We start from the raw sequence: 10,204 nt of genomic DNA, 5'->3' as shown, positions 1-10,204 counted from the left end.
GAGCGCCGGCCGAAAGCAACTAACCAAAGAAATGCGACCCCAAGTCCGTGTCCCTACGCTGCGCTTCGGGCACCCTCCGGTGCTCAGTCAAGGGGCGGTGCGGCAGAACTCTCTTCTTTCGCTTCGCTCACTACGTTCAAACAGCTGCCGCAAGCTAGTTCTTGAAGCAAGAGCATCTTGCAGTGCTCTTGCCCGCCCCTCGCCCTGCGCTCCTCGGCACGGCCTCAAGGGGTGGGGAGCCTGATTCGGGCCATCGCTGCGCTCGGCCTTTTCTTAGAGAGAGACGGAGCGCGCCCGGGACTTTTAGATTCCTAATACGACTTCGGCATCCCCAACGCCTGCTCAGCTACATAGCAGAGCGCCAGCTCCTGCGTCACAGGCGCCAGAAGACTCAAAACACTCTCCCGGAATCCGCGCTCAACATGGTATTCCTTGGCAAATCCAAACCCTCCATGCGTACGCACGGCACGCAAGCAAGTTTCGAAGTGGCATTCAGCCGCCAGGTACTTCGCCGAAGTCGCCTCCAGCCCACAGGGCTTTCCAGCGTCGTAAAGAGCAGCGGCTTTCCACATGAGCAACTCAGCCGATTGCAATCGCATCCAACATTCCGCAAGGGGGTGCTGAATGGCCTGGTTTTTACCGATAGGCCGGCCAAAAACAACGCGTTCCTTGGCGTATGCCGCAGCGCTCTCCAGCGCGGCTTGGGCAGATCCCAGCATAGACGCAGCAACCAATATGCGCTCCGGGTTCAAGCCGTGAAGCAAATACTTGAAGCCCTTTCCTTCCTCGCCAATTCGATCTTCCAACGGCACTTCCAGCCCGTCGATGAACAGCTCGTTGGAATCAACGGCTTTGCGAGCCATCTTCTCGATCTCTCTGATACGGACCTTGGATCTATCAAGGTCCGTATAGAACAAGGTCACGCCATCCATGGGGCGTGCGCACTCTTCAATAGGGGTCGTCCGGGCTACCAGCAAGATCTTGTTCGCTTGTTGAGCGGTTGAGGTCCATACCTTTTGCCCGGTCACGACGTAGTGATCCCCGGCGCGGCGTGCGAACGTGCGTACTCTTGTGGTGTCGGAACCCACATTGGGCTCAGTGACACCAAAACAGGCGCGGTCCTTGCCTTCGATCAAGGGACGCAGCATTCTTGCCTTCTGCTCTTCCGTTCCGAACACCACCACGGGCTGCGGGCCAAACATGTTGAGATGGATAGACGAAACAGCCGCGGAGCCGAGCTTGCCAATGGTTCGCATCACCATGGCCGCAGCGCTGATGCCCAGGCCGCTGCCTCCCTGTTCCTTGGGCATGGTCACACCGAACCAACCGCCTTTGGCAATCGCATCGCAGAACTCGGTGGGCCAGAGTCCGTCGCGGTCGCGCTCCAACCAATAGTCCGGCCCGAAATCATCGCAAATCGACTGGACTGCGTCGCGAATGGCCAATTGGTCTTCAGAAAAATCGAAGTTCATCATGATGAGGATTCAAGGAATGTGAAAAAAATGAGGGGCCGCTGCGTTGATCGCAAGCTGATTCCTAGATCAAGGGCGGCTTCAGGCCGGGCACTTCCGTGACCTTCAGGCGAACCATCTCTTCGATCTCAGCCTGTGAGAATCCGGCCTCTTGCAATACATCCGTGCTGTGCTGCCCCACCAGTGGGGGCGGCTGCAGGGCAGGAAGAGTGGATGCGGACCATTCACTCGGAACCGACATGGTTCGAAGCGTTCCCTCGGTAGGGTGCTCATATTCCTGGAAGAAACCGATGTCCTTCAGATGCGGGTCTTCAAGCAGCGTCTCAAAGCTGTGCGCGCTAAACACCGTGATGCCTAACGGTTCCAGCAACTCTTTCCACTGCCGCGAGGTTCCTGTGGAGAGCTTGTCCGCCAAGAGCTTGTAGAGCGCTTCGGAATGCATGGTTCTGGACTCCCCGTCCACGAAACGTGGATCGCGCTGAAACAGGTCGCCCTCGCCCACTGCACGAAGAAAATTGGCCCACTGATCGTCTGTGTAGACCAGGCAACAAACCAGGCCATCCTGCGTTTGAAAAGGCCGGCGCTGAGGATTGAGCAAACGCGGATATCCAAACGTGCCGCGCGCAGGGATGAACGTGTGACCATAGAGGTGGTCTCCCAACATCATGCTGGCCATGGTTTCGAACATGGGCACATCCACCGCCTGCCCCACCCCGGTACGCTCACGCGTTAACAGCGCGGCGCAAATCACACCGAAGGCGTACAAACCTGTCGCGCGATCTGCAAGATTCAGAGGCGCATATCTGGGAACCTCACTGCCTGCCATGGAAGACGCTGCAGGGATGGCCACACCAGCCTGGATGAGATCGTCAAATGCGCGGTTCTTTGCGTACCGCCCACGTTGGCTGAATCCAAAGGTTCCCACATAGACCAACTTGGGATTGATCTCGCGCAACGTTTCGTACGCCAGGCCAAGGCGTTTCATGGCGTCCGGACGAACGTTGTAGACCAGCGCGTCTGCGCCCGCGGCGAGACGCAAGACAGCCTCCCGGCCCAACGGGGTCTTGAGATCAAGCACCACGCTTCGCTTGTTGCGATTCAGATTCAGAAAAAGCGGCCCCGCCTGCTTGCGACCACCTGGCCCGGTGGCACGCAACATATCGCCCCCTGGTGGCTCCACCTTGATGACTTCAGCACCAAGCTCAGCCAGCATCTGCGTCGCAGAAGGCCCCATCACCACCTCAGTGATGTCAATGACGCGAATGCCGTGGAGCGGAGCGGAACTGGGCGATTGTGAACTGGTCATGAGTGCCTCTCTAGGCAAAAAAAAACGTGGAAACGCCCCGGACTGAAGCGCTGAAAGCGCGGCCAGTCCTTCCAAGGTCGTTTGTAGTTTGCTCAGCCATTTAGCGCTGATCTTTCACGCTCGCTACATGGCGGCGTGAAACTGGCAGTGGCTGAGACCTGAACGGTGTCTTAGAGCGTCACGCCCTAAGCGAGTGTTCAAAGCAGATTTACTCGGGTTGAATACCGGCTGCGGCGGCCCGCTCAACCCACCGGGCCGAATCCTTTTGCAGGTAGGTGGTGAATGCGTCTCCGACCAGCACCTCAGGAACGCAGCAGGACTCAAACCTTTCCAAAAGCGCAGGGCTGCGCATGGCCTGGGTGAGGGCCTCGGTCATTTTCTTAATCGCGGGAGCCGGCGTGCCGGCGGGAGCAAATACCCCAATCCAGGCCGAGACATCGAAGTCTTTGATCCCAGCTTCAGATGCCGTCGGCACAGAAGGTAATTGCGCGAGGCGCTTGGGCGCAGTTACCAGCAGCGGTTTGAGTCGGTCCCCTTTCAAATGAGGCACGGCCGCCGGGAGATCCAGGAACATAAACGAGATCTGGCCCCCTATCAGGTCCGTCACAGCTTGCGGGCTGCTCTTGTACGGGACACCAATCGCGTTCAAGTCAAAACGCTTCAGAAATCCAGCGCCTGCCATCTGGCTGACTGCCGCCCCCCAGCCATAAGACGCCTTGCCAGGGTTGAGCTTGATCCAGTCCATCAATTCCTTGACATTAGACACTGGCATATCTTTACGCACCATCAGGAGATAGGGCGATGTGCTCACCATCGCGACCGGTGAAAAATCCTTGACCGGGTCATAGGGCAGCTTTTTGAACAAGACCGGGTTAATGGTGTGCGTCGTATTGGTAGTCACCATGAACGTCCGTCCGTCAGGTGCGGCCTGTGCAACTGCTTGAGCCGCGATGGCTCCACTGGCACCTGGGCGGTTGTCAATGACAAACACTTGTTTGGTGGCCTTCGTCACCTCATCGAGAAGAGGCCGAGCAATATTGTCCGTGCCACTTCCTGCGGCGAAGGGAAGGATCACTCGAATGGGCGATTCATCGGCGACCGCTGTGAAACCGGTCATAGCGACGCCCAGCGTCAAAAACACACGTGCAAGCAAATTCATATTGTCCCCTTGTTTATCAAGATGGGGCGATCACTGCAAGCATCCTGAGATAACCCGGACCAACCCACTTATGTCGCGTACCGCTACGTCGCGCCAAGCAGATTCTTCGTGTTTGTCAGGTATATGTAAAATTAATATTAATTATCTTTAGATTAGTGGTCTTAATGAACCTCTCCGAAAAGGATCTTCGAGCGTTCACCACGCTGGCTGACGTGCTGCAATTCACCATCGCGGCAGAGAGATGCCACATGACCCAATCCGCGTTGAGTCAGTTGATCGCCCGCATGGAGGAACAGCTAGGGGTCAGATTGTTCGCTCGCGGGCGGCGTGGCGTCAGCCTGACTTCTGAAGGTGAACGGCTACTGGGCAGTGCCAGGCGTATCGTCAAGGAGTTGGATCTGGTGCAAACCGATCTTCGTGCCGTCTCCACCCTGGAAGCCGGCCATGTGGCCATTGCCACCGTGCCCTCCCTCGCGGAATACTGGCTACCTGGTGCCCTACGGCCCTTCAGACAAAAGCACGAACTGGTGCGGGTCAGCTTGTTCGACGTGTCCTCAGAGCGATGCGGAGAAATGACGCGGCAAGGCTTGGTGGATTTTTCCATCAGCTCACAACCCGGATCACCTCAGGAGGTCGACTTCCAACCGCTCTTCGAAGAATCCATGTATATCGCCAGCCCATTGAGCAAGGCAACTCCTGGCAAGAAGGAACTCCAGCTTTCTGATCTGCGGGGCATGTCGTTCATCCATTTGCACGGCACGCACAAGATGCTGGTACGCACTCGCGATGGATACTCACCCGCTCGGAAAGTGCTGGAGGAAGCGGGCGCTATTGACTCCGGCCTTGAGGTGGAGCAGTTGTCGACCCAAGCCGGGCTTGTCGCGGCGGGCTTCGGGTCATGCATGGTCCCCGCCTGCGCGCGTGCTCACTTCGCCCGCCGCGAGATCGCAACACGGCGCATCAGCGCTCGAGAAATCGTAAGGCCCATATATATAAGCAAGCCCAGAGACACTCGGATGTCCATCGCAGCGGAAGCTCTTTTGAATGGTTTGGTAAGCCACGCTGCGAACCATGAGTTGCAGGGCGATATCAAAGCCTCGCGATTCGATGCAGAACGTTTCTCTGGAAGAACGGGGCCACGCCGCCTCACCGTAAAAGCGTAGGAACACGTTCTTAACCGCAGCTCCAGGTCCTGACAAGAAGTGAACGAGCACACGCATCAATCGATGCGGAGTCAAGTTGCGTGGCCAGCAGAGCGGCTTCGAAGCCGTATGCGCTCATACGAAGAGCTGAACCCGCCCCCTGAAGCCCATTGATCGCAGTCCGGGAGCGCCAATCCTCCTTCTCTGTATCAGAAGCCGCGCACGCCCTGGGCCTACGCGCTTCGTGCTCGCGCGGCTGAGCAGCGATAGCTGACAGCTATTCACAACGAATGTGTAAAAGCTCAAATATACACAACCAGTAGTGTTTATCTCATGGAAAAAGCACTGCATATAGTGTATCGTCTCGTCCTACGCAAGAAAAGCGCCGCCGCCTAAATTGGCCAGCCGCGCGCCCCCAATTCACCGAGACAACAACAACTTACCGAGAGGAACTCATGCAACTAGCCCCTGCCACCGCGCCCGCCCATGCTGCTCGCGTCAAAACTTCATCTGACAATGCGCCCACAACATTGGTCCCCGGCAACACACTGAACAGCTACCAAATCATGCGGCGCAATGGCGCCGTGGTGGCCTTCGAGCCGACCAAGATCGCGGTGGCACTGATGAAGGCATTCCTGGCCGTCCATGGTACCCAGGGCGCAGCGTCCGCAAGCGTGCGCGAAGTGGTCGATGGCTTGACTCAAACCGTGGTGCGCGCCTTGCTTCGCTCGCGCCCGGGTGGCGGCACCTTCCATATAGAAGACGTGCAAGACCAGGTGGAGCTCGGCTTGATGCGCAGCGGCCACCACGAAGTCGCGCGCGCTTACGTGCTCTACCGCGAGCGCCGTGCCCAGGAACGCGCTCATCAGAAGCTTGAAACGGTCCCAGAGGCGCCCACCCTGCACGTCCTGGACAAAGGCCAACGTGTCGCACTTGATCTGCCAGCCCTCAAGACATTGATCAGCCACGCATGCGCCGACCTGGGCGCAGACGTGCGCGGCGAGCCCATCCTGATTGAAACGCAGCGCAACCTCTACGACGGCGTTCCCGTCGAAGAAGTTTATAAAGCCGCCATCCTGGCCGCACGCACCCTGATCGAGAAAGAGCCAGACTACACCTACGCCACCGCGCGCCTGCTGCTGCACACGATCGCCAAGGAAGTCTTGGGAGAAACCGTGAGCCTGCCGGAATTGGCCGCTCGCTATGTGGAGTACTTTCCGCAGTTCATCAAGAAAGGCGTACAAGGCGGCCTGCTGGACGAACGCCTTCAGCAGTTTGACCTGGCCCGCCTGGGCGCAGCACTCAAACCCGAGCGGGATTTGCAGTTTGACTACCTCGGCCTGCAAACCCTCTACGACCGCTACTTCCTGCACCTGCGCAAATCCCGCATCGAGTTGCCACAGGCATTCTTTATGCGCGTGGCCATGGGCCTTTCTCTGAACGAGATCGATCGCGAAGCCCGTGCCATCGAGTTTTACGAGTTGATCTCATCGTTCGACTTCATGAGCAGCACCCCCACGCTGTTCAATAGCGGCACTTTGCGCTCGCAGCTTTCATCTTGCTACCTGACCACGGTGCCTGATGATCTCGACGGCATCTACGAATCCATCAAGGAAAACGCCCTCCTCTCGAAGTTCGCAGGTGGTTTGGGCAACGACTGGACACGTGTGCGTGCCCTTGGCAGCCACATCAAAGGAACCAACGGCGAATCCCAAGGCGTGGTGCCCTTCCTGAAAGTGGTCAACGACACGGCAGTCGCCGTGAATCAGGGCGGCAAACGCAAAGGTGCTGTCTGCGCCTACCTGGAAACATGGCACCTGGACATCGAGGAGTTTCTGGAGCTGCGCAAGAACACCGGCGATGACCGCCGGCGCACTCACGACATGAACACCGCCAACTGGATTCCGGATCTGTTCATGCGCCGCGTCATGGAAAAAGGCAACTGGACTCTGTTCTCCCCTTCGGACGTTCCTGATCTGCACGATAAGTTCGGCACTGCGTTCGAGCAGGCCTATGTCGCCTATGAAGAACGCGCCCAGCGTGGCGATCTCCAACCCAGCAAGACCTTGCCCGCCAACGACCTCTGGCGCAAGATGCTCTCCATGTTGTTCGAGACAGGCCACCCTTGGATCACGTTCAAGGATGCCTGCAATGTACGCAGCCCTCAGCAACATGCTGGCGTCGTGCACTCAAGCAATCTCTGCACGGAGATCACCCTCAACACCAGCGACACGGAAACGGCCGTCTGCAACCTCGGCTCGATCAACCTGCTGCAGCACTTGAAAGACGGCGGCATCGACCACGCCAAACTGCAGCGCACGGTATCCACCGCCATGCGCATGCTCGACAACGTGATCGACATCAACTACTACGCGGTCAAGAAAGCGCGCGACTCCAATCTGCGCCATCGTCCGGTCGGCCTGGGCATCATGGGTTTCCAGGATGCGCTCTACGAGTTGCGCATTGCCTATGGTTCACCCGAAGCCATCTCGTTCGCAGATCGTTCCATGGAAGCCGTTTGCTATCAAGCCTACTGGGCTTCGACCGAGCTGGCTGCCGAACGCGGACGCTATTCCAGCTACCGCGGTTCGCTCTGGGACCAAGGCATTTTGCCGCTGGACACGCTTGACCTCCTGCAGCAGTCACGCGGTGGCAACTACGTGGAAGTAGACCGCTCAACCACACTGGATTGGGACGCGCTTCGCCGCAAGATCGCACAAGACGGCATGCGCAATTCCAATTGCGTCGCTATTGCACCCACTGCCACCATCTCGAACATCGTCGGTGTCGATGCATCCATCGAACCGTGCTTTGGCAACCTCTCGGTCAAGAGCAATCTCTCCGGTGAGTTCACCATCATCAATCACTACCTCGTGAAGGATCTGAAGCGCCTCGGTTTGTGGGACGACGTGATGGTGATGGATCTCAAACACTTCGACGGCTCACTCGCCCCCATCGATCGCGTGCCGCAAGAGGTCAAGGATCTCTACGCGACCGCATTCGAAGTCGAACCCTCCTGGTTGGTAGAAGCCGCGTCACGGCGCCAGAAGTGGATTGACCAGGCGCAGAGCCTGAACATCTACATGGCAGGTGCCTCCGGTAAAAAGCTTGATGAGACCTACAAGCTGGCATGGTTGCGTGGCCTCAAGACCACCTATTACCTCCGCACTTCCAGCGCGACGCACGCAGAGAAATCAACCGTGCAATCGGACCGACTCAACTCAGTTTCATCGGGTTCAAGCGCGCCTTCTGGTGTCTCAACAAAGCCAGCTTCAACAGCCACGCTTGCACCTCAAGAAACGTTCAACGATGTCCCCGCAACCGACATCAAGTTCTGCGCGATCGATGACCCAGGTTGCGAGGCCTGCCAATGACATGAGGCCCCCACGCTTCCCCGCTTCGCGAGGTCCGCTGCCCCCCGAGGGGGTCGTCTTTCATCTTGGGGCGGCCCTTCAATGAAAGGGTCAGTGATGAATGAGATCGGTAAAAGTTCTCGTGGCGATGCCACATAACAACAAAAAACTGGTAGCGAACAGTGCGAACACTTTTCAATTCGCGCTGTTGCTCCCATAATTGAAGCATTGGAAATTTCTATGTTGACCTGGGACGAAGAATCAAGGCCCGCTTTGCAACCTGCACCGCAGCCTCTCATGCAAAATCCTAGCGACGAATCAAGCGCTGGAGAGCACGCCGTCTTCGCTTCGAAACCCGCCATGACCTTTGGCGCGCAAGCACCAGCATCCACATCAGCACCTGCCACTGCTCGCCGCGTCAACGCTGCAGACAAGCGCATCATCAACGGCCAGACTGATGTCAATCAACTGGTGCCGTTCAAGTACAAGTGGGCTTGGGAAAAGTATCTCGCCACATGCGCCAACCACTGGATGCCGCAAGAGGTCAACATGAGCCGCGACATCGCGCTCTGGAAAGATCCCAACGGATTGACAGAAGATGAGCGCCGGATCATCAAGCGCAACCTGGGCTTCTTCGTCACCGCAGATTCGCTGGCCGCGAACAACATTGTGCTGGGCACCTACCGCCATATCACAGCTCCAGAGTGCCGCCAGTTTTTGCTGCGCCAGGCGTTTGAAGAAGCGATTCACACCCACGCTTATCAATACATCGTCGAGTCACTGGGCCTTGATGAATCAGAAATCTTCAACGCGTATCACGAGGTAGGCTCGATCCGCGCCAAAGACGAATTCCTGATCCCATACATCGATGCGATCTCGGACCCACTGTTCGTAACGGGAACTCCGGAAGCCGATCAAACCTTGCTGAAAAGCATGATCGTGTTCGCCTGCCTCATGGAAGGCTTGTTCTTCTACGTAGGCTTCACGCAGATTCTCGCCATGGGCCGACAAAACAAGATGACCGGTGCTGCAGAGCAATATCAATACATCCTCCGCGATGAATCGATGCACTGCAACTTTGGCATCGATCTGATCAACCAGATCAAGCTGGAAAACCCCGGCCTGTGGACCTCCGCTTTCAAAGCAGAGATCAAAGGCCTGTTCGAACAAGCCGTCGAACTCGAATACCGTTATGCCGAGGACACCATGCCGCGCGGCGTGCTTGGGCTCAATGCCTCCATGTTCAAAGGCTATCTGCGCTATATCGCCAATCGGCGTGCCACGCAGATCGGCTTGGACCCGCTCTACCCCAATGAGGAAAATCCATTTCCGTGGATGAGCGAGATGATCGATTTGAAGAAAGAGCGTAATTTCTTTGAAACCCGGGTGATCGAGTATCAATCCGGCGGCGCTCTTTCCTGGGACTGAAAGAAACGACATTAACGTGCGTTTATTTTTTTGCACCACTCCACCGTCGCTCGCTGTAGCGCGAGGGGTGATGCACCCGTATTCATGGCGCTGGAGCCTCAAGCTCCAGCGCCATGAATCGCTTCGTGCGCTCAACAGGCACGAAGCGTTCCCTGTTGAAAGTTCAACTTGATCAAGGAGAAGAAAATGGCAACTGCGAAAAAAGCGGCCGCGAAGAAGGCCCCAGTGAAGAAAGCTGCTGCACCAGCTAAGAAAGCCGCTGCACCAGCGAAGAAAGCTGCTGCTCCAGCCAAGAAAGCTGCTGCTCCAGCTAAGAAAGCTGCTGCTCCAGCCAAGAAAGCTGC

General features: G+C 57.2%; 6 protein-coding genes. 3 read left to right on the top strand and 3 right to left on the bottom strand.

From position 1 onward, the window contains the following. Positions 1–311: 311 nt before the first annotated feature. The 3 genes from G518_RS0131825 to G518_RS37945 form a co-directional block, all read right to left on the bottom strand. Positions 312–1,472 (bottom strand): acyl-CoA dehydrogenase family protein, encoded by a 1,161-nt coding sequence (locus G518_RS0131825; RefSeq protein ID WP_028605915.1) that lies wholly within the window; start codon positions 1,470–1,472, stop codon positions 312–314. Between the two features lie 64 nt (positions 1,473–1,536). After that, positions 1,537–2,778 carry a CaiB/BaiF CoA transferase family protein gene (locus tag G518_RS37950; protein WP_036596836.1) on the bottom strand — a complete coding sequence of 414 codons (1,242 nt, stop codon included), beginning with the start codon at positions 2,776–2,778 and terminating at the stop codon, positions 1,537–1,539. Between the two features lie 208 nt (positions 2,779–2,986). Then, positions 2,987–3,937, bottom strand: a complete 951-nt coding sequence (locus tag G518_RS37945; protein ID WP_051237637.1) for a Bug family tripartite tricarboxylate transporter substrate binding protein — start codon at positions 3,935–3,937, stop codon at positions 2,987–2,989. A 164-nt stretch (positions 3,938–4,101) separates the two neighbouring features. Between G518_RS37945 and G518_RS0131810 the strand changes: the two genes are divergently transcribed. From G518_RS0131810 to G518_RS0131800, 3 genes are all read left to right on the top strand, one after another. Continuing rightward, entirely contained in the window at positions 4,102–5,100 is a 999-nt protein-coding gene (locus tag G518_RS0131810; protein ID WP_028605914.1) for a LysR family transcriptional regulator, read from the top strand. A 434-nt stretch (positions 5,101–5,534) separates the two neighbouring features. Continuing rightward, positions 5,535–8,453 carry a ribonucleoside-diphosphate reductase subunit alpha gene (locus G518_RS0131805; RefSeq protein ID WP_028605913.1) on the top strand — a complete coding sequence of 973 codons (2,919 nt, stop codon included), beginning with the start codon at positions 5,535–5,537 and terminating at the stop codon, positions 8,451–8,453. Positions 8,454–8,672: 219 nt separating this feature from the next. Then, entirely contained in the window at positions 8,673–9,860 is a 1,188-nt protein-coding gene (locus G518_RS0131800; RefSeq protein WP_028605912.1) for a ribonucleotide-diphosphate reductase subunit beta, read from the top strand. Positions 9,861–10,204 lie beyond the last annotated feature (344 nt).

The sequence above is a fragment of the Ottowia thiooxydans DSM 14619 genome (assembly GCF_000422885.1).
Classification (GTDB): domain Bacteria; phylum Pseudomonadota; class Gammaproteobacteria; order Burkholderiales; family Burkholderiaceae_C; genus Ottowia; species Ottowia thiooxydans.
The sequence above is the reverse complement of the archived record's forward strand: the minus strand, read 5'-3'. Positions and strand labels throughout refer to the sequence as shown.

Coding starts and splice junctions, on each gene's coding strand:
- G518_RS37945 (WP_051237637.1), bottom strand. CDS start 3,937: ATGAATTTGCTTGCACGTGTGTTTTTGACGCTGGGCGTCGCTATGACC.
- G518_RS0131825 (WP_028605915.1), bottom strand. CDS start 1,472: ATGAACTTCGATTTTTCTGAAGACCAATTGGCCATTCGCGACGCAGTC.
- G518_RS0131800 (WP_028605912.1), top strand. CDS start 8,673: ATGTTGACCTGGGACGAAGAATCAAGGCCCGCTTTGCAACCTGCACCG.
- G518_RS0131810 (WP_028605914.1), top strand. CDS start 4,102: ATGAACCTCTCCGAAAAGGATCTTCGAGCGTTCACCACGCTGGCTGAC.
- G518_RS0131805 (WP_028605913.1), top strand. CDS start 5,535: ATGCAACTAGCCCCTGCCACCGCGCCCGCCCATGCTGCTCGCGTCAAA.
- G518_RS37950 (WP_036596836.1), bottom strand. CDS start 2,778: ATGACCAGTTCACAATCGCCCAGTTCCGCTCCGCTCCACGGCATTCGC.